Here is a 19,550-nt window from a genome sequence, read left to right as displayed (position 1 = left end):
GCCGGTTGTTTCATCACCGTTATGGATCTCTTCGATAAGGATGTCTTCAGGTCGAAGTAATACTTTAACCTTATCACCAACATTCACATCTAAATCACAGTGGATCAATGAGTGGCGACCTTCAACATCAGCCATGATACGTTTTTCGTCTAAACGTTCTTTAACTGTTGCATCAAACACGTTGATTTCACCGATGAAGTGAGCAACAAATAAATTAGTTGGTTCTTCATAAATTTCACGAGGTGAACCATCTTGCTCAACGTGACCATCACGCATAACAATGATGCGATCAGACATTGATAAGGCTTCTTCTTGATCGTGTGTTACGAAAATAAAGGTAATGCCTAATTTACGTTGTAGTTGTTTCAACTCAAGTTGCATCTGTTTACGTAATTTGTAATCAAGTGCAGACAGTGATTCATCAAGTAAAAGAACTTTTGGTTTATTTACAACGGCACGAGCAATCGCAACACGTTGTTGCTGACCACCGGACAGTTGATGAGGTTTACGAGGGGCAAACTTTTCAAGCTGCACCATACGCAATGCTTCCATTACACGCGGTTCAATATCACTCGCGGGTACTTTCTGCATGCGTAAACCAAACGCGACGTTCTCAAACACTGTCATATGTGGGAACAGTGCGTAACTCTGAAACACCGTATTTACTAGGCGTTGTTCAGCAGGAATGTCTGTAACATCTTTGCTATCAATGGTGATCTGCCCATTATCTGCAGTTTCAAATCCAGCAATTAGACGAAGTACTGTGGTTTTACCACAGCCTGATGGACCTAAAATGGTTAGAAACTCACCATGGTTTACGTTTAGGTCCAAACCTGAAATGATCTGCTTACCGTCAAAGCTTTTGCTAAGACCCTTCAGCTGAATGACAGGTTTCTGAGATGTTTTTTCAGCGTTCAATTCTACGTTATCTCCACCTGGGATTATTTGGTTAAATCCCAACATTTTGGCTTAAAAATAAAGGGCGCATAATAGACCTGTAGTCTTTCAAATTAAAGCGTTTTTTCACTAAATTTAATGCAAAGATGTAATATTTTTCATCGTTAAGTAGCGAAATCCCTTATATGGTGTCAGTCACTTTATCGATTTTATAAACAATCTTTTACTATGATGTTGGTAATATGATTATTCAAAAAACTCTACTTATAATAAAAATCCTTATTACAGCTTAGTCTTAATGGTAGATCTTTAAGTGAAAGACGATTTTAATATCAGCTTTTTTGAGTTTTTTGCATGAAAAACACACAAAATAGTCTGTTCGACTGATTTTTTATCTTAGAAATGTTTTTGTCTTATCTTCTCTGACGTACAATGCCGCCATTACACCAATAACTGACATGAGTATGAAAGAGCCAATTAATCGAAGCTTCCACATTGGTGGGTCTATTGAAAAAGCATTGAAAGGGGAGGTTGAACTTCAACCTGTCACCGTTTTAGCTGAAGCATGGAAAATCACCGGGAAAAACATCTTTAGTTTTTTACCTGCGGTCATTTGTTTGTTTCTTGCGCAAGTTGCATTATTACTTTTAGGACTTGAAGTTCAATTAGGTAGCCCAACGGTATTTTTTGATGCTTTCGTTACAGGGCAGGGCTTTACACCAGAAATACTAAAAGCGGGCTTTATGGCTAACTTTTGGTCTGATGTGCTTATTGCGCCACTTTATGTGGGTGTTAGCTTAATGGCATTAAACCATGCAGTAGGTTTACCAAGTAAACCAAGCCAGATTATTAAAGGGTTTTCTTTCACCCTTGTTTCATTAATTACCATGTTACTGCTGTCTTCAATTCAAGGATTGGGCAGCAGTGTTTTCCCATTAATTGGCTTGTTCCTAACAATGGCATTAAGCATGGCTATTTTATTAGTGTGTGAAAAGAAAGTATCACCAATAAAAGCAATCCAATACTCTTTCATGGCAACGATCCGTAAAGTAATGCCAATGACGGCAATCTATATTGTGATCATGTTGATGTTCTTTATTTCAATTGCTACTGCAGGTATCGGTTTGATTTGGACATTACCTTTCTTCTTTAACGTGAAAGGGATTATTTACCGCAATATGTTTGGCGTAACATTACAAGTCACCTCAGTGGCTAAAAGTGATGATGATCAACCACCTAAAGGTGGCGGTAAACCAACGGTTGAAAGGATAAATAAAGATGTTTTTAAAGCCTAAAGCCTAAATAAAAAAAGCTCCTAAATTAGGAGCTTTTTTTATTATCTCTAATGCACTATAACTTTATATATGATTAATAAAATAACAAACAGTACCTATAAAAATCGTGATTCAATAGTTTTAAAAGCTTAAATAGGAACAGGTGACGTAAATGCTCGCTTATTCATATTAAAACTGATACATCTCAAAAACATTGATTAACTTATCCGTCATAATTTTATTACGCAAATAAATAAGCTATGTAAGGTTAATGATGGATAAGTTACTTGAACGTTTTTTACGATATGTTCGCATCGAAACACAATCTGATGGTGATGTTGCATCATGTCCGAGTACTGCAGGGCAATTTAACCTTGCACAACAACTAAAATCTGAAATGGAAGAATTGGGGTTATCTGATATTTCATTAGATGAACATTGCTATTTAATGGCACGCCTTCCTTCAAATGTTTCTGCTGGTATTCCAGCTATTGGTTTTATTGCTCACATGGATACAGCACCTGATGCTTCAGGTCTAAATGTTAAACCACAAATTGTAGGAAACTATCAAGGTGGTGATATTGCATTAGGCATTGGTGATGAAGTGCTATCTCCAATTCAATATCCCGATTTAAATAAGTTACACGGTCACAATATTATCACGACAGATGGTACAACATTGCTAGGTGCTGATAATAAGGCCGGTGTTGCTGAAATTATGACCGCCATTGCTTATCTTGTTGCACATCCAGAAATTAAACACGGTGATATTTGTATTGGCTTTACACCTGATGAGGAAATCGGACGTGGGGCTAATCTCTTTGATGTTGAAAAATTCAATGCACAATGGGCTTATACCATAGATGGTGGTCCTATAGGTGAATTAGAGTTCGAAAACTTTAATGCAACCTCTGCTGATTTGATTTGTCATGGAACCAATGTTCACCCTGGAACTGCGAAAGGTAAGATGGTGAACTCAATGAACATTGCTGCACAGTTTCAGTTAATGATGCCGAGCAATGAAACACCAGAAACTACAGAAGGGTATGAAGGTTTCTACCATTTAAAATCAATGAAGCCATCTGTTGCTAAAACAGAGTTAGGTTATATTATTCGTGATTTTAGTCGTGAAGGTCAGGAACAACGTAAAGCGTTTATTCAACAGAAAGTTGATGAACTAAATCTACAACTTGAAAAAGGGCGTGTAGAGTTGGTGTTAACCGATTCATATTTCAATATGCGTGAAATGGTAGAGCCATACCCACATATTATTGAACTAGCGAAAGCAGCGATGATTGAATGCGATGTACAGCCAGAGATCAAACCGATTCGAGGTGGTACTGATGACGCGCGTTTATCATTTAAAGGCTTACCATGCCCGAATATTTTTACTGGCGGTTATAACTTTCATGGCATTCATGAGTTTATTACTATCGAAGGGATGGAAAAAGCAGTGAATGTGATTATAAAGCTGGTTGAGAAAACAGCAGAAAAATATAGCTGATTAATAAGTAATAAAAGCCCTTTTTTGAAAGGGCTTTTAAATATGAGATATTAGAGCAAAGCCAAATTAAAAGCTTTTCCTGACAAAAAGTAGCAATCTAAACTTAAGTTTATAGCGTATAAAATGCAATTACTTAGGATAATGCTATGAAATATATTAATTTGTTGTTTATTAGTAGTTTGTTAACCCTCAACGCTTCAGCTTACCCAGAATATAATCAGTTTAATAGTCATAGGAGTATTTTCTATGTTGCTGACTTAAAAGATAAAAGAGTTGAAAATTTTATAAATGAATTAAACCAAAATAAATGTTTATTAGATGAGCGCGATATAAAATTTATGGTTGTTACCCGAAATGGTTTCCAACTTCCAAATAACTTGTTTAATCAACAACAAATTAAAGATATGCTCAAGAGTTATAATTTGGAAGAAAGTAACCATGTTGGCATTCTTATTGGCAAAGATGGTAAAGAGAAGCATCGTTGGTCAGGGGAGCCAGATTGGTCTTCATTGATGTTGCTTGTTGATGATATGCCCTTAAGAAAAGCAGAGATGGAAAAGAAAAAAAGCCGTTGTGTGATTTAAAGTACATATAAATGTCATTCCATCACTTTAATAATTATCAGCCATTTAGACGTTAACGAAACCAAAAGTGATTTCTCTATTGGTTTTACAATATAGTCGTCCATTATCTCATGAATGTCAGGACAATTTGTTCTCCATGTTCTCCATGTTCTCCATGTTCGCCTGATATTGCAATAATTGGCATAGTAGCGTCTATTTTTTATATCTGTTTAACTTTATCAGTATCAATTCCATTTATTCCTGGCATATGAATATCCATAAAAATGAGAAAAATATCATTTTGTTTGGATTTTTCTATTGCCTCATATCCTGATACAGCTTGTATAACAGTGCTCCCTTCTTTAGATAGATATGCTTTCACTAGCAATCTATTAGCGTGTATATCGTCAACAACGTAAGCGTGCCATAAACACCGCATTCTAATCACTTTACTCGAAGAATAAGATCAAATCTCCAATCCAAAGGAGATTTAAAATGGCAACACGACGTACCAATCAAGAATGGCAGACTTTGTTTGAGTGCTATGAATCCAGCCAACTCACTCAACGTGCTTTTTGTGAACATCACGGATTAAGTCTTTCCACGTTTCATGCCAAACGCCAACAGTTAACACACCTTCAAACACCACAGACTAACGGCTTCGTCAAAGCAAACGTTGTAGAGCAGACAACACGTTACCATATGACGCAAATACCTACCGCGAATATGACACTTTTTGTCAACGACGTTGAGCTGAGTATTCCTCAAGGCACGCCCGCTGCCTACCTGGCAGAACTCATTGGAGCCTTGTCATGAAACATATGCTAAGTGCACCAGATATTTATCTGTATCGTGAGAGTGTCGATTTTAGAAAGTCCATCAATGGCCTCGCGGCGATTATCGAAAGTGACACCGATTTACCCTTGGGAAGCGGCGCACTATTCCTGTTTACCAATAAACAGCGCGACAAAATCAAAGTGTTGTACTGGGATAAAACAGGCTTTGCACTTTGGTATAAACGCCTTGAAAAAGCCAAGTATAAATGGCCGTCAAAAGAGAAAAATGACGTGTTTACCCTGACTCAATGCGAGCTTGATAGACTGCTTTCTGGCTTCACGATTATCGGCCATAAACCCGTTCAAATAAACGATTTTACAATGACTTAATCGATAATAAAGCTATATCCACCAAGCGTTAACGGCATGACTTTAGTATAATAAATGCCATGAAAAAGACGCCAAATATCAACCCAGAAAGCCAAGATGTTGCCGAGCTACAAGCGATGGTGAAAGAGTTGTTGGCGTTGCAAAAACACAGCGAATCTCAGTGGAAACAAGAGCGTCAATCTCTGCTTGAGCAACTCAAACTGGCTTTCGACCGCCAGTTCGCAAAACGCTCGGAGGCGTTAAAGCCCTACGATGAATCTCAAGGTGACCTCTTCAACGAAGCGGAATGTGAAGCCGCTAAGGAAGAAGAGGTTGAGGTTACGACGACCACCACAACCACAACGAAGAAACGCGGTAAGCGTAAGCCTCTTCCAAAGACCTTACCTCGTGAAGTTATCGAACTTGATTTAGACGACCATGAAAAGCAGTGTGCATGCTGCAATCATGACCTGCATAAAATCGGTGAAGACAGCAGTGAAAAGCTGGAGTTTTCGCCAGCCGTACTCAAAGTGCTGGAATATGTTCGCCCTAAATATGCTTGCCGCCAGTGCGAGCAAACTGAAGACAGCAATCACATCGTTCAAAAGCCAGCACCGCAAAGCATTATCCCGAAGAGCTTTGCCACAGAAAGCTTGCTTGCCAACATCATTCTTGGCAAATACCAGTACGCGATGCCACTTTACCGCCAAGAGTCGCTGTTTACCCAGTCGGGAATCGAGCTATCACGAACCACTATGGCCAGATGGGTTATCCAAGTTAGTGAGAAGTTCAAACCACTCTATGCCGCTCTAAAAGAGCACCTACTTCAACAAGTGGTGGTCCAGGCGGATGAAACGCCACTCAATGTTCTCAAGGAAGAAAAACAGTGTTACATGTGGCTCTACTGCTCGGGCGCAGACTCGCCAGAAGCCGCACTCCCCAATGTGAAGAATATTGCCTTGTACGACTATCAAAACAGTCGCGCGAGGGCATGCCCTGTTGCCTTCTTGGGGGATTACAGTGGTTATCTACAAACCGATGGCTATGGTGCCTATGATGGTCTTTATCACGTCACCAATGTTGGCTGCATGGCACATGCACGGCGAAAGTTCATGGAGGCTAAGAAGCTTCAAGGTAAAGGTAAGTCAGGCAAAGCAGATAAAGCGCTGGCCAAAATCCAGAAGCTCTATGGGATAGAATCGCGCTTAAAAGGTGCGACTGTCGAAACACGAAAAGCAGAACGTCAACTGCATAGCAAACCGATACTGGACGAGTTGTACGAGTGGATGACATCTCAACAAGTGATAGCGTCTAGCCCGCTGGGTAAAGCGATAAAATACACGCTCGGCCAATGGCCGAAGGTGATCCGCTATATCGATGACGGTCACTTATCGATAGACAATAACCGCGCTGAACGCGCAATTAAACCGCTGGTCATTGGCAGAAAGAACTGGTTGTTCTCGAACACGCCAAATGGTGCTGATGCGAGTGCGATGCTTTACAGCATCGTCGAGACTGCGAAAGCCAACGGCCTTATCCTCTACGACTACATGGTCAAGTGCATGAAAGAGCTCGCGAAAGCTGAGCCCGATATCGATGCACTCCTACCTTGGAACCTCAAACACTAACAAATATCGCCCCGTGGGTTCATGGGGCGTTTACTCAACAACTAGGACCGTTTTATCATTAAGATTTCCTAATGGGGCAAATTTAGCATCATTAATTTTAGCTTCTAGTGAACACTCGAAAGCTAATGCTCAATACAACCTTGTGCATGTTTAGGAACAGATATACGATCTAAATGATAACTTTTAAATTTATCAGATTATTTCTTATATATAGAGATATATAAGTAACTAATTAAACTCATTAAACACAGACTTCCCATTGTTAAATACCCTATAGATAAGCCCCATGTCGTTACACTAAATCCTGCAATTAAGTATGTTAATAACCACCAAAAATGGGTCAGTGAAAAATGCGCAGCAAAAAAAGGACCGCTGTCATTGTCAGAGCAAGATTCAGTAATTAATAATCCTGCAGATGTTTGAATACAAGACATACCCACTCCCATAGCGAAGCAGACTAAAGTATAGCCAATCCAACTCGGTGTGAACGAGCCGAGTGCAAAACCAAATATTAACGTCAACATGCCAAGCCAATGAAAACGCTGTGGTCGATATTTATCCAGTAGCTTGGGTAACATAAATGCAATTATCATTGAGCCTAAACCCACAATCATCATCGCTATTGCAGTTTGTGCCTCATTACCGTTCAGAATGTTATGCACATAAACCACGGTATTAACTAAAACCATCGCTGATGCACTCGCTGCTGATAGGTAAGCAAACCACAATGATTTAAGAGAGGGGTGGTTTAAATAATTCTTAATGTTTCCTACTACTGATGAAATGCTAACCGTGTCAGAACGATCGCTTACGACTTGTGGAAGTTTACACGTCAAGATTAATGCGGCAGAAACAATGAATGTTACCGCATCAAATATAAATAAAGACTTAAACGAAACAACAAGTAAGAAAAGAGCGGTAAGAAGTGGGCTTAATAACTGCTCTAAATCATAAGCTATTCTGCTAATAGACAATGCTGTTGTGTATTGATGCTTAATAGGCAAAATAGTAGGCAGCGTCGATTGAAATAATGGTGTAAAACCTGCTGAGCACGCATTTATAACAAACATGAGTACATAGACCTGCCATATTTGTGTCACAAAGGGTAATGAGATAAACATCACTGCGCGGATAATATCGAGTGTAATTAAGGTCTTTTGCTTAGGCAAGCGATGAATAATGACGCCAAAAATAGGAGCTAAGCCAATGTAAGCCAACATTTTTATGGCGAAAGAAATGCTCAAAACCATTGCTGCATTTTCACCCGCTAAATTATAGGCGAGCAGTGCTAAACAAATAGAGCTTATCCCTGTTCCACTTAATGAAATGACCTGAGCTGATAGTAACTTTACATAGTTTGTATTGCGCCACATTGAAGTGTTCTGACTGCTTGCTTGCATAAGGGGTCCGTATAAGGTTTAGCCACATCGCATCAAAAATAATTCATATAACAACCAATAAGTGGATGATGGTTATTTTGATAATTCGTTATTCTTTTATTTTAGGTACATAATAGGCATCAATAAAATTGAACATTTTAATAAGCTATATTAGTAATATTGATAACCTTGGTAAGTGACTGGTTAGGATAAATGAATAAGATAAATTGGCGTGGTATAGACTTAAATCTGCTTTTGACCTTTGATGCATTGTTTCAATTTAAAAGTGTTTCTGCTGCTTCTAAGTATATGAATTTAGGACAACCTGCAACGAGCTATAATCTAAAACGATTACGAGAGTTACTTGATGATCCTTTATTTGAAAGGGCGGGTAATACCATGATTGCCACTAAAAGAGCGAATGAAATAGCGCCTAAAATTGATTCCATTCTGTCTATTATTCGTCAAGATATTTTGCCGGTATCTAAGTTCGAGCCCATAAACTTTGATGGCATGTTTATTGTTGGTCTAAATGATTATGCTGAGCAAATTTTCGGACCCGATATTTTCGATTATCTACAGCAGGTTTCACCGAAAGCTAAAATATTATTTAAGCCTGTGGATAATGAAAATGGGGTTCATTTGCTCGAAGAGCGCAATACCGACCTTTGCATTGGGGTATTTAACTCATTACCCGAAAGTGTAGTGTCAACCTTCTTGTATCGTGAAAAGCACCTTTGTACCTTTGACAATTCTAAATTAGAAACTCAACTACCGATATCGTTAGAGGCATATTTACAAATACCGCAAGTCATCGTTACGGCAAATGAATGCTTAACTACAAAAGTAGATGAAACCTTAGCTGGTTATGGGGTAGAGCGAAATGTTGTTTTAGGAACAACAAGATTTTTAACAATTCGACGTATGTTATCAGGTAGAAAAATGCTCGCAGTAATGGCTGAAATGGTCGGGCGTTCTGATTTGATTGACGATCAACTGACTTTATGTGAGCCACCAATCGATATTCCTGATTTTGATGTCGAAATGATAGGTTTAAAGCGTAATCAACTTCATCCGAAGCAGGTATGGTTATCAGAAAAAATTAAAAAGATTATTCAAACTAAGGTGCAGAATAAATAGCTGCGCCTTAGCTTGGAACCATAAAAAGCGTATTGATCACTCGTGATCTGTACCTTTAAGTATTTCATTTAGCTTTTTCAAAATAGTATGAACAGCGTGACCTTTTGTTACCTCACCACCTTGCTCTACTTCAATTTTCTGTTTGCCGTATAAACCAGTTTCTTCTTCAGCAATATGAAGCCAGTCTGGATGCCAGTAAAAAGATTGACCGCCATCTGTGATCCAATTGTGTACACCACAGTTTTCACCACGGTAGTTAAGATCTTTAGCTTGGTAAGCCATACTTTATCCTTTATTTTATAGTCAGTTATGTCAGAACAATATAGAAAATCAGTTCACTAAACCGTGATCTATGTACAATAATTATAGTGAATGTAACCAATTATTAATGCATAGTGTGATATGAACTGTCTGAAACAATTTTGTGGCAGGTTTACAGCAAAATGAATGATGTTAATTTTATGAAATACTTTGTTTTAATCACTCATAAATGCGCAATAAACAGGTAAGATGGCAGTAATAATAATTAAGTGGTAACCCTAATGACAGCATCTATCAAATTTATTGCTACCGACATGGATGGCACGCTTCTTTGTGATAATAAGCAGTTACCTTCAGATTTCTATGACGTATTTCAACAGCTTCAACAAAAAAACATCTTATTCTCTGCAGCCTCAGGTCGCCAATATCAAAGCCTTGTTGATACATTTGAATCAGTAAAAGATGAGATGGTGTTTATTGCCGAAAACGGCACTTTGGTGATGTATAAAGGAAAAGAGATTTACAGTTCTACTATACCTACCGATGAAATCCACACCATTTTAAAATCTGTTCAGCAAGTGCCCGATTGTGACATCGTGTTGTGCGGTAAAAACTCAGCTTATACAGAAGCCACCAGCGAACGAGCACTTAATGAAATTCGTAAGTATTATCATAACTTAAAGTTGGTTGATGATTTGTTTTCTGTCGATGATGAATTTATCAAAATAGCAGTATTAAACTTCAATGGTACAGAAGAACATATTTACCCTGTTTTAGCGCCAGTGTTTGGTGAAACTCACCAAGTTGTTGTTAGTGCAAAGATTTGGCTTGATTTAATGCATAAAACAGCGTCAAAAGGCGCCGCAATAAAGCACTTACAAAAAGAATTCGGTTTTACGTTCGAAGAGAGTATGAGCTTTGGTGATTTTTTCAATGATGTAGAAATGCTTAAAGAAACTTACCATAGCTATGCAATGGAAAATGCACATCCTGAGATAAAAAAATTAGCTCGATTTGAAGCGCCGAGTAATAACGAACAGGGTGTAATGATGGTTATTAAGAAGACAATATTATAATCAGCATCTTAATCTAAAGTTATAAGCCTCAATATATTGTATTTAACAGTCATTGAGGCTCTTTTTTTACTCTTTAATATAAAAAGCGTTGCCGTCAATATCGAGTGGTACGATAGGTTTATCGGGTTTTGCATAACTTAAACGTCCGACACTTTGCGTTACGTGGTAGTTATCGAGTCCAGAAAGCGTCATTAAGTCTAGGCTTTCAATATTAATATATCCATCTTTTCGTAGCGCGTATTTAGGCAAAATCACTCGTTCAATTTCTCCAATGATCATATGCGTACCATTCGATGGGATCGGTATAATCTCTACTAGTCTCAAGCCTATTTTTATAGGACTCTCTAATACAAATGGCGCATCAAAATGATTGTCATAGAAAGGTGTGAGGCCCGTTTCACTAAACTCTGACACTTCTTTAGGATAGCGAGCGGATGTTTGATGGGCTCGTTGGTAGAATTCTTCAGACACAGCGTTAATCGTGTATTGTTCTGTTTGCTGGATATTTGTATACGTATGCCGTTCAACAGTATCAGGGCGTAATATAAAACCTAATAATGCAGGTGATGATCCAAGATGAATAACTGAGCTAACAATGGCTACATTTTCATTTCCATCCTTATCTGTAGTTCCTATAAGGTTAGCGCTTTTAAAACCTGGCAAAGAGTTTATTAATTGAACTCTTTGGCGTTTTTCCATTGTTTGAATATCACATGATGATAATCGAATATTATCCATATATTACCTCAGGTTTTTAAACGTAAATTTTATTACGCCTAATAACTGAGTGTGGATCACTTTAATAATGTGAATAATAAAGAAATAAAAGAGTTATAAAGCCATAGTGAATTATGTTTTTTACTAAAAACACTATGGCTAATATCTAACCTGATTTAATACATTACTGGTTATAACGCGCCATTAAATGCAGTTTAAAGAAGCAAGGGTTTAATGTCTCACCCGTCGCTTGTTTAACTAATTCATCCGTTGAAAGCGTACACCCTTTTGACCAGATATTAGTTTCAAGCCATGTAAAAATAGGTGACAAATCACCTGATGTGATTGTAGCTTCAATATCTACTACTTTCTTCATCGCAGCCATAAATTGTGCGGCATACATAGCACCCAGCGTATATGATGGGAAATAGCCAAAACTACCATCTGTCCAATGAATATCCTGCATACAGCCGTCTTTAAAGTTATCTTTCGTATCAATACCAAGATAAGCTTGCATCTTTTTATCCCAAATTTCTGGAATATCATCAACTTCGATATTGCCTTCAATAAGATCGCGTTCAATCTCATAACGCAGAATTACGTGGGCAGGGTAAGTCACTTCGTCAGCATCAACACGAATAAAACCCGGTTTAACGCGATTATTAATAATGTTGAGGTTTTCAGCCGTCAGCGCACTATCGGTTTCACGGCTAAATGTTTTCTGTGCTAATGGCGCCAGTTTTTTCGCAAAATCAATATTGCGTGAAAGCTGCATTTCAAAAAACAGCGACTGACTTTCATGAATCCCCATTGAACGAGCTTGGCCTACTGGCAGATCTCGCCATTGATGCGGTAAACCTTGCTCATAACGTGCATGACCTGTTTCATGAATAACGCCCATTAACGCCGATGTAAAATCAGTTTCATCATAACGCGTTGTAATACGTACATCAGTTGATACACCACCACAGAATGGGTGAGTACTGATATCTAACCGCCCATGATTAAAATCGAAGTTTAATAACTTCATGACATCTAGGCTAAGGGCACTTTGCTCAGCAATCGGGAATGTTCCGGTTAAAGGCAATATGGCTTCATTCTTCTGCTTTTTTTGCACATCTTGAATAAGCTGCGGCAACCACGATTTTACATCAGCAAAAATACCGTCAAGAATTTCAGATGTCATTCCTGGTTCGTAAAGATCGAGCAGGGCATCGTACAGACTTAATCCTGTTGCTTTAGAGCGAATAGCCGCTTCTTGGCGTGCAAGTTTCACAACAGGAGCTAAGTTTTGTTTAAATCCTTCCCAGTCGTTTTCTTCACGTTGGGTACGCCAAGCATGCTCACATTGTGAGCCTAATAAGGATTTTTGCTCCACTAGCTCGGCAGGTAAAATGTTATGCATCATCCATTGACGCTTTAATGCAGCAAGGCTGATAAGTTCAGCATCAGATAGTTGCTCTTTTTCTGCTTCTTCAAACCAATCAGCAAGATAATCCGCGGTTGATAATTCATGTGCAATAACGGCAAGTTCAGCCATTGCTTCAGAGCGAGCTTCAGCCCCGCCACTTGGCATCATTGCTGATTGATCCCAACCACATATTGCGCTTAGATGGTCTAGACGCGATAACTTACGAGCATGCTGTTCTAATTTTTGATAATAGCTCATTTATTTGTCCTAATATTTGGCTGTTAATAAACAAATCTATCTTATGTATTACCTGTTGAATATCCAGTAAAAAATAAGAAGGGTTAATTAAGAAATGGAAAAAATTATAACAACGTGAGCAATAATAAAAAAACGCAATAGATGCAGTATTAAACGTTTATATTTTTTTTTATTAACGCTATAAATGTAAAGATGGTCTGCAAATAGTAAAACAGTGTTACAAAAGGAAGTTTTTCATATTGCAAACGCTATAATGAACGTCAATCAATATACCTATTTAAACTATTTTGCAAACTGATGATGTTGTAAATAGTTATATTAGATTGTTCTATCGTATTTTTAAGGGATTTTACCTCAAATGAAAAAGACATCACCGCTTTTTTCTCTCGTTGGTGTAACTGCGCTTTGTACTGTGTCGTTTTCATCATTAGCAGCACCTTCTGTTATTCCTGATGCACCGACATTAAGTGCAAAGGGTTATGTATTGATGGACTACAATACTGGCCAAGTATTAGTTGAGAAGAATGCTAACGAAAAATTAAACCCTGCAAGCTTAACGAAATTAATGACTAGCTATGTTGCGGGTCAGGAAATAAAACAAGGCAATATTAGTAAAGATGATATTGTCGTTATTAGCCGTAATGCTTGGGCACGTAATTTCCCTGATTCTTCAAAAATGTTTATTGAAGTGGGCAGTGAAGTACCACTGATGGACTTGTTCCGTGGTTTGATTATTCAATCAGGTAATGATGCAAGTGTTGCACTGGCTGAACACGTAGCAGGATCTGAGCAAGCATTTGTGGGGTTAATGAATTCATGGGCTAAAAAGCTAGGAATGAATTCTACACACTTTGCTAATCCTCATGGTTTGGATCACAGCGATCTTTATACAACACCTTATGATATTGCATTATTAGGCCAAGCGTTAATTCGCGATTTACCATCAATTTATCCGCTATATAGTGAGAAATCATTTACATATAACAATATTACTCAACGTAACCGAAATGGTTTGTTGTATGATAAAAGTATGAATGTTGATGGCATGAAAACCGGCTACACAAGCGGTGCAGGATATAGTTTAACAAGCTCTGCAACTGAAGGTGACATGCGTTTAATTGCGGTTGTGATGGGAACAAAAAGTACCAAAACCCGTGAAAGTGAAAGTAAAGCTTTATTAAATTATGGTTTCCGATTCTTTGAAACAGTCGTACCGCATAAAGCTGGCGATAAAATCTTATCTGAGCGCGTATGGTTTGGTAACAAAGAAAACGTTGAGTTAGGTGTTGATAGCTCAAGTTATGTGACGCTGTCACGAAATGACACTAAGAAGCTGACAGCAAGTGTAGAGCTTAACGGTGAACTTGATGCTCCTATCACGAAAGGTGATGTAGTTGGCAAGGTACTTTACTCGGTTGATGGTAAAGAAGTGGCGTCTCAACCACTTGTAGCACTAAATTCAGTTGAAGAAGGTAGTATTTTCAGCCGCCTTGTTGATCATGTTAAGAAGTTCTTTGCTGGATTATTTAGTTAATTTAATCACTCTTAACGTTAAAGATTCGTATACTAAAAGCTCGGCTCTGTCCGAGCTTTTTTGTCTCTATTTATCTAACTACGCTTTTCCGCAGATTACTATTTCCTGTTGAGCCTAAAATCCGTATAATCCACGCCCTATAAATTCTTATCCAGCAATTCTACTGTCGGGATTACCGATAGTGAGAGAAGTAGTAATGAATCAGACAGATAATCGTAAAGAAGTACTTGAATTTAATAAGCTGCAAAAACGTCTTCGTCGTAATGTCGGTAACGCCATTATTGACTACAACATGATTGAAGAAAATGATGTTGTAATGGCATGTATCAGTGGCGGCAAGGACTCATTTGCGATGCTGGATATCTTATTGAATCTGAAAAAAGCAGCACCGATCAATTTTGACGTTGTTGCAGTTAACTTAGATCAAAAGCAACCAGGTTTCCCTGAGCATATTCTACCAGAGTACTTTTCTAGCTTAAATATCCCATACTATATTGTAGATAAAGACACTTACTCTGTAGTGAGAGAGAAAGTGGAAGAAGGCAAAACAACTTGTGGTCTTTGCTCTCGTTTACGCCGTGGTACGCTGTACTCTTTTGCTGATAAAATTGGTGCAACTAAGATTGCACTAGGGCACCACTTAGATGATATCGTTGAAACCATGTTCTTAAACATGTTCCACGGCTCTCGTTTAAAGGCAATGCCACCTAAGTTACGTTCAGATGATGGTCGTAACGTTGTTATTCGTCCATTAAGTTACTGCCGTGAAAAAGATTTAATTAAGTACGCAGAACATAAAGCGTTCCCAATTATTCCTTGTAACCTGTGTGGCTCTCAAGAAAATCTACAACGTCAAAGTATTAAAGCGATGTTAATTGATTGGGATAAGAAAACACCGGGTAGAGTAGATGCTATCTTTAAATCTATTCAAAACATTAGCCCAAGCCAGTTAGCGGATAAGAATCTATTTGATTTTGTTAACTTGCCATTAGATCGTGAAGGTGAGAAGGCAGAGTATGCCTTTACTGAAGCGACGGTTTCTTCAACAAACATTGATGAGTCTCTGTTTATTGATGTGACTAACGTTTAGTCACTACCTTGTTAAAATAATGGGCTAATAAACTTTGCCAAATACGACAAAGAATTTAGCCCTTATTCAAGAAGCTCAGAAAACGCCTCACTGTTTCTTTTTACTGCATTATCATTGTTACTCATCAACTGACTTTTACTGGTTATCCATCCTTTATTATTCACGGTTCTTAAATGGTATTCGTCTTTACTGTCTGTAATAAACGAACCTTCTGTTAAATTACTTATCTGTGTAATTTTCCCTATATCCTTGCGTTGTGTGTTTTGAAGATCCCATGATGTTACCTTGTCACTTATTTTTTTTATCTTTGAGACTATTATTTGTTGTTCAACACCATCTGGCATGGTGAAAACTAAGCTATCACCGATAGCTAAATCGCTGAGCAATTCATCATTCATTTCCACAATGCTTTCAATCGGTAGCAATGATATGCCTTGCTCTTGTTTCACTTTGTCTAGTAAGTTGGGGCGGTAAAGCCAGAGATCTTCGCCTGTTAATAGATTAATAGGTGTATCAATTGTTGCTGCTATTTGATGACCATAACGATGAAGTTGTGGGTTGCCCTCAAGATCCTCTTCAGCAACATAAGAAGGATCATCAATCGTTATTTCTTCTTCAATGCTCAGTGTTTTGAAATCTTTTGGTACTTCAGCAACCTCATCAAGTTTTTCTGCCAATTTTTTCTCATCTATTGCATGTGATGTCTCTTTTAGTATTTCAGGTATTTGTATTTCGTTGGCTGCTTTGTCAGGCTTAAACAGAAATACACAGAGCAATACAATAATCAGAGCTAAACCAGTATATTGGATCACTCTTTTCATACATTACTCGGTAATATTTAATTTAATATCAAGGTTTAAATCTTTAGTGAAATTTCGTTTATGTAAGCCCTTCACGTTAACGGATAAAGATCCACTGTATCCACCAATAGGTAACTCTTTATTATCATCAGCGATAAAGCTCACACGTAACTCGCCATAGACAGGGCGCATATAACGGCAATAAGCGGCATTGTTCATTATTGTCCACCCACAACCCATATAGCGTTCTCCGCGCAGCATAATAGTTTGTTGTTCTCCAGTTTCAGTATTCGTCACATCTACTTTCAAACGACTGTAACCACGGTTATAGCGACGCCAAACCACACGATTACGACTCATTTTATGTTCTGACAGATAATATACAGTGCCGTAAACACCTTTTTCATAACGAGGAGACACATAAGGTGTTGAGTCAGTAACGATTCCGTCACTTGGCAGTACAGAAGTAATAGCGATATTTGTTGCTACGTTTACCTCATCAGAATAAGTACGGTTATATAGACTTTTCACCATTAAACTAAAGTCACCACTGTAAGTACCTAAGGGCAATTTAGGGTTATCTGCTTGAATAAATTCTAGTTTGAGTTGACCTAAATTCGGTGCAGGGTAGCACCATGCACTGTTATTAATATGTCCCCAGCCGCAGTGGGTTTTACGTTGACCTCGCAACCAGACTTCATGCACTGTATTATTTTCATTTTGGGTTAATACAACGGAAAATTTTGTAATATTTCGTGGATAACGCCAAATAAAACGAGTTGGCCCAGAAACAACGTTGTCGCCCTTAACATAATAAACAGAGCCTCTTACATCTTGTTCTAGAGGGTCGGTTTCTAATGGTCCTTCTTGGGTTAATAACCATGTTGGTTCTTTAATTGGCGGTTCATCTTCAATGTCATCTATGGTTTTCAATATAGGAACAACGCCTTTTAACCAATCAATATGTAAAGCAATAGGGACGTGACCTGAATATCCATATTGCCAGCCATACCACCATGACGAAATACCAACAGCAACAGGGTGTTCATTTCGTTGTTGCCAAATGGCAGAGCCACTATCACCAGGGCTAGCAAATGCCCATGAGTCTGTATTCTCAACGGCCTGATTAATTAAGCAGTCTTGGTAATAATAACGAATGTGACCTTCACCATGTCGCTTACCGATGTTAGCAAGTTGACCTAATGAACGTGAACCAAAGATACCAAATCCAGTGAAGGTAGTAGGGTTAAGTAGTAAATCAGTATTTAAATTATTATCGACAAACGGCTGCTTAATGACGTCACCATTTACATCTAAAGGATCGGAGACTTTCGGAATTTTTGCGACTGCGATGTCATTACTGCAACCAGTAAAGGTACGAAAGTAGTTAGTTGAAATACCTGCAGCAATAACCGTCCCATCTTGTTGTTTAAACGAGACATATTGACCTGAATATTCGGTTGAATCAGAACCTGATAAACAGTGCGCAGCTGTTAATACATAGCTATGAGATCCATCACTCCCGAGCCATGTACCTGAGCAATATCCGCTACCAATTAATAACCCGACAGAGCGGAATTGTTCAACATTCGTATTTGTTTCTAATACGCTACTAACATTATTAACGATACTTGGATCTAAACTTCCTCCTAATTCAATGTATTTACTATCGTTAATACCTAATGAATAGGCTGAAATTGAAAATAACAGGGTAAGACAGCATGTATAACGACTAAAAAAATGATAACTATTCATGACGTTAACCAGCCTAAAACTGTGTAACTTAAAGAGTAGATTATTAACAGCGAGGCATTTTTATCAAAAATAAGACATTGTCAGCGGCACAATACAAGCTTAACAATATTCTTTGTGTTTTGAAGCTGATAACATGACTGGAAATATTTCGACGATAGAGACATTCATGTTACGCAGTATTTTAATCGCAACGGGCTTTGTATTCATGGTTGGTTGTAGCTCTCATCAAGCACAAGAGCTAGGGCTCGGTGGTGGGCAAGTTAATGGCTATGCGCAGAATATGACAAATGCTCAATTATGCAGCATTTATTTAAAAGAGCGGGCTTCAAATCAAACACGAGCAGCTATTGCTTCTGAATGGAGTCGTCGTAAGTTAAGTCGAGCATATTGTAAAGAAAAAGCCAATGAGTGGTATCTTACCAAATTCGCAAAATGGCTAACGCTACAAGAATCTGAGAAGAAATAAAAAGTACTCTATAAGAGAAAGGCCTCAATTGAGGCCTTTCTTACTTAATCGATGTTGGGTGCTAATGGACTGACATACCCATCAGGTTTTAAAGCTAATAAATCACAATTTAAACTATCAATCGTATTTTCGGCGGTATTCCCTATAAAGACGGCTGATAATCCAGTACGACCTGTTGTTCCTAATATGACTAGTTCTGCTTTTATATCTTCAGAAACTTGAGGAATAATATCTTCAGGTAAACCTTCAAGCACATGGGTTTGTTCTTCACTAATTCCATATTTTTGACGGAGTGCTTTCATCGTTGTTAGGTGATGTCCACGTACAGCGTCGGTATAACTCGCAGGATCAAACTCTGGTAATTCAATCGTAATATTTACCGGTGTTGCAGGGTAGGCATTAACTAAATTAACTTCGGCATTAGCAATAGAAGCAAACGCTAATGATTCTTTGACGATTTTATCGTTAAGCTTATCGTGAGTTTCATCATCGGTAGAGATATTGACGCAACCTAATACTTTACCTTGTTCAGGCCAGTTATTACCTTTGACTAAAAGTACGGGAATAGGGCACTTACGAAGTAGATGCCAATCTGTTGGTGTGAAAATCACAGAGCCTAGGCGATCATGTTCATGAGTGGCTTTGACGAGTA

At 38.2% G+C, this 19,550-nt stretch carries 20 protein-coding genes; 11 read left to right on the top strand and 9 right to left on the bottom strand.

The features are described from left to right. The coding region (potA, locus tag SKA34_RS11335; protein WP_039860297.1) for a spermidine/putrescine ABC transporter ATP-binding protein PotA at positions 1-918 on the bottom strand (918 nt) is incomplete at its 3' end. Between the two features lie 443 nt (positions 919-1,361). Between potA and SKA34_RS11330 the strand changes: the two genes are divergently transcribed. From SKA34_RS11330 to SKA34_RS11320, 3 genes are all read left to right on the top strand, one after another. Beyond that, a complete protein-coding gene (locus tag SKA34_RS11330; protein WP_006645665.1) occupies positions 1,362-2,192 on the top strand; it encodes a hypothetical protein in 831 nt (276 codons plus the stop codon). Between the two features lie 253 nt (positions 2,193-2,445). After that, positions 2,446-3,675 (top strand): peptidase T, encoded by a 1,230-nt coding sequence (gene pepT, locus SKA34_RS11325; protein ID WP_006645664.1) that lies wholly within the window; start codon positions 2,446-2,448, stop codon positions 3,673-3,675. 146 nt (positions 3,676-3,821) lie between these two features. Next, entirely contained in the window at positions 3,822-4,259 is a 438-nt protein-coding gene (locus SKA34_RS11320; RefSeq protein WP_006645663.1) for a DUF4174 domain-containing protein, read from the top strand. Positions 4,260-4,458: 199 nt separating this feature from the next. Here SKA34_RS11320 and SKA34_RS11315 read toward each other — a convergent pair whose 3' ends face one another. Then, entirely contained in the window at positions 4,459-4,677 is a 219-nt protein-coding gene (locus tag SKA34_RS11315) for a response regulator (RefSeq protein ID WP_006645662.1), read from the bottom strand. 56 nt (positions 4,678-4,733) lie between these two features. Between SKA34_RS11315 and SKA34_RS11310 the strand changes: the two genes are divergently transcribed. Genes SKA34_RS11310 through SKA34_RS11300 form a run of 3 tightly spaced genes read left to right on the top strand, consistent with a single transcriptional unit; the run spans position 4,734 to position 7,011 of the window. Further along, positions 4,734-5,054, top strand: a complete 321-nt coding sequence (locus tag SKA34_RS11310; protein ID WP_004998436.1) for a hypothetical protein — start codon at positions 4,734-4,736, stop codon at positions 5,052-5,054. Then, positions 5,051-5,404: an IS66 family insertion sequence element accessory protein TnpB gene (tnpB, locus tag SKA34_RS11305; RefSeq protein ID WP_006643801.1), complete on the top strand. Its 354-nt coding sequence runs from the start codon at positions 5,051-5,053 to the stop codon at positions 5,402-5,404. The genes SKA34_RS11310 and tnpB overlap by 4 nt, the downstream gene beginning before the upstream one ends. Positions 5,405-5,463: 59 nt before the next feature. Further along, positions 5,464-7,011, top strand: coding sequence for an IS66 family transposase (locus SKA34_RS11300; protein WP_006644249.1), 1,548 nt, complete (start codon positions 5,464-5,466; stop codon positions 7,009-7,011). A gap of 197 nt (positions 7,012-7,208) precedes the next feature. On the opposite strand, the gene SKA34_RS11295 is transcribed toward SKA34_RS11300, so the two are convergent. Further along, positions 7,209-8,411 carry an MFS transporter gene (locus SKA34_RS11295; protein ID WP_039860293.1) on the bottom strand — a complete coding sequence of 401 codons (1,203 nt, stop codon included), beginning with the start codon at positions 8,409-8,411 and terminating at the stop codon, positions 7,209-7,211. A gap of 192 nt (positions 8,412-8,603) precedes the next feature. Between SKA34_RS11295 and SKA34_RS11290 the strand changes: the two genes are divergently transcribed. After that, a complete protein-coding gene (locus SKA34_RS11290) occupies positions 8,604-9,530 on the top strand; it encodes a LysR substrate-binding domain-containing protein (protein WP_006645660.1) in 927 nt (308 codons plus the stop codon). A gap of 36 nt (positions 9,531-9,566) precedes the next feature. Here SKA34_RS11290 and SKA34_RS11285 read toward each other — a convergent pair whose 3' ends face one another. Continuing rightward, positions 9,567-9,812, bottom strand: a complete 246-nt coding sequence (locus SKA34_RS11285; protein WP_005367818.1) for a hypothetical protein — start codon at positions 9,810-9,812, stop codon at positions 9,567-9,569. 260 nt (positions 9,813-10,072) lie between these two features. On the opposite strand from SKA34_RS11285, the gene SKA34_RS11280 reads away from it, so the two are divergent. After that, positions 10,073-10,867: a Cof-type HAD-IIB family hydrolase gene (locus tag SKA34_RS11280; RefSeq protein WP_006645659.1), complete on the top strand. Its 795-nt coding sequence runs from the start codon at positions 10,073-10,075 to the stop codon at positions 10,865-10,867. Between the two features lie 66 nt (positions 10,868-10,933). On the opposite strand, the gene SKA34_RS11275 is transcribed toward SKA34_RS11280, so the two are convergent. Further along, positions 10,934-11,605, bottom strand: a complete 672-nt coding sequence (locus SKA34_RS11275; RefSeq protein WP_006645658.1) for a flavin reductase family protein — start codon at positions 11,603-11,605, stop codon at positions 10,934-10,936. 163 nt (positions 11,606-11,768) lie between these two features. After that, positions 11,769-13,253: a carboxypeptidase M32 gene (locus SKA34_RS11270; RefSeq protein ID WP_006645657.1), complete on the bottom strand. Its 1,485-nt coding sequence runs from the start codon at positions 13,251-13,253 to the stop codon at positions 11,769-11,771. A 358-nt stretch (positions 13,254-13,611) separates the two neighbouring features. Here SKA34_RS11270 and SKA34_RS11265 point away from each other — a divergent pair, with 358 nt between their 5' ends. Further along, positions 13,612-14,787: a D-alanyl-D-alanine carboxypeptidase family protein gene (locus SKA34_RS11265; protein WP_006645656.1), complete on the top strand. Its 1,176-nt coding sequence runs from the start codon at positions 13,612-13,614 to the stop codon at positions 14,785-14,787. Positions 14,788-14,983: 196 nt separating this feature from the next. Continuing rightward, positions 14,984-15,877: a tRNA 2-thiocytidine(32) synthetase TtcA gene (ttcA, locus tag SKA34_RS11260; protein ID WP_006645655.1), complete on the top strand. Its 894-nt coding sequence runs from the start codon at positions 14,984-14,986 to the stop codon at positions 15,875-15,877. Between the two features lie 62 nt (positions 15,878-15,939). Here the strand turns inward: ttcA and SKA34_RS11255 are convergent, their stop codons facing one another. Together SKA34_RS11255 and SKA34_RS11250 are read right to left on the bottom strand one after the other, a co-directional pair. Further along, the gene (locus tag SKA34_RS11255; RefSeq protein WP_006645654.1) at positions 15,940-16,698 is read right to left on the bottom strand and encodes a hypothetical protein; all 759 of its coding nucleotides are present in this window, start codon (positions 16,696-16,698) and stop codon (positions 15,940-15,942) included. A 3-nt stretch (positions 16,699-16,701) separates the two neighbouring features. Next, positions 16,702-18,432 (bottom strand): trypsin-like serine protease, encoded by a 1,731-nt coding sequence (locus SKA34_RS11250; RefSeq protein WP_006645653.1) that lies wholly within the window; start codon positions 18,430-18,432, stop codon positions 16,702-16,704. Positions 18,433-18,565: 133 nt separating this feature from the next. Here SKA34_RS11250 and SKA34_RS11245 point away from each other — a divergent pair, with 133 nt between their 5' ends. After that, on the top strand, positions 18,566-18,898 hold the full coding sequence (locus SKA34_RS11245; protein ID WP_232284269.1) for a hypothetical protein: 333 nt from the start codon (positions 18,566-18,568) through the stop codon (positions 18,896-18,898). A 44-nt stretch (positions 18,899-18,942) separates the two neighbouring features. Here the strand turns inward: SKA34_RS11245 and uspE are convergent. Then, the coding region (gene uspE / locus SKA34_RS23640; RefSeq protein ID WP_006645651.1) for a universal stress protein UspE at positions 18,943-19,550 on the bottom strand (608 nt) is incomplete at its 5' end.

This window comes from Photobacterium sp. SKA34 (genome assembly GCF_000153325.1).
GTDB lineage: Bacteria > Pseudomonadota > Gammaproteobacteria > Enterobacterales > Vibrionaceae > Photobacterium.
The sequence above is the reverse complement of the archived record's forward strand: the minus strand, read 5'-3'. Positions and strand labels throughout refer to the sequence as shown.